The sequence below is a fragment of the Rhodococcus sp. R1101 genome, from assembly GCF_000278445.1.
GTDB classification, from domain to species: Bacteria; Actinomycetota; Actinomycetes; order Mycobacteriales; family Mycobacteriaceae; genus Rhodococcus; species Rhodococcus gordoniae.
This window is the reverse complement of sequence record NZ_AJVB01000925.1, coordinates 1-525: the sequence shown is the minus strand read 5'-3', so window position 1 is coordinate 525 and position 525 is coordinate 1. Positions and strand designations below refer to the sequence as shown.

Sequence of the window (525 nt, the reverse complement as noted above, 5' to 3'; positions counted from 1 at the left end):
ACGCCCTGCGCGAACAGTTCTCCCGCGTGCGCGTGTTCGCATTCATCGACACCGCCGACGAGGTCACCCACTACTTCTCGGCCGGCGCCGAGCTGGGGGAGTCGATGTCGCGGATGCTGCGGGAAGCGAAGCTGATCACCTACGACGGTCACTCCGACTACGGCAACGCGCTGGGCAGCTTCGCCGAGAACCACGCCCACGCCCTCACCGGCCGCAGCTCGCTGCTGATCCTCGGCGACGGCCGCACCAACTACCGCAATCCGAACCTCGAAGCCCTCGACCATCTCGTGTCCGTCGCGCGCCACGCGCACTGGCTCAACCCCGAGCCGAAGGGGCAATGGGGTTCCGGCGACTCGGCCGCCCGCGTCTACAGCGAGGTCGTCACGATGCACGAGTGCCGGTCGGCGCAGCAGCTCGCGACGGTGGTGGCGAGTCTGCTCCCCGTGTGAACCCGTAAGCTGGACAACCGTGCATCAGCCAACGGATCGGCCCTCGGCCCCCAGGCGCCGCCTGGGCGTCATGGGC

The 525-nt window shown here is 69.0% G+C and carries 1 protein-coding gene; it reads left to right on the top strand.

The window, feature by feature from the left end:
* Positions 1–449: VWA domain-containing protein (locus R1101_RS29000; RefSeq protein ID WP_037225413.1), on the top strand; the 449-nt coding region annotated here is incomplete at its 5' end.
* Positions 450–525 lie beyond the last annotated feature (76 nt).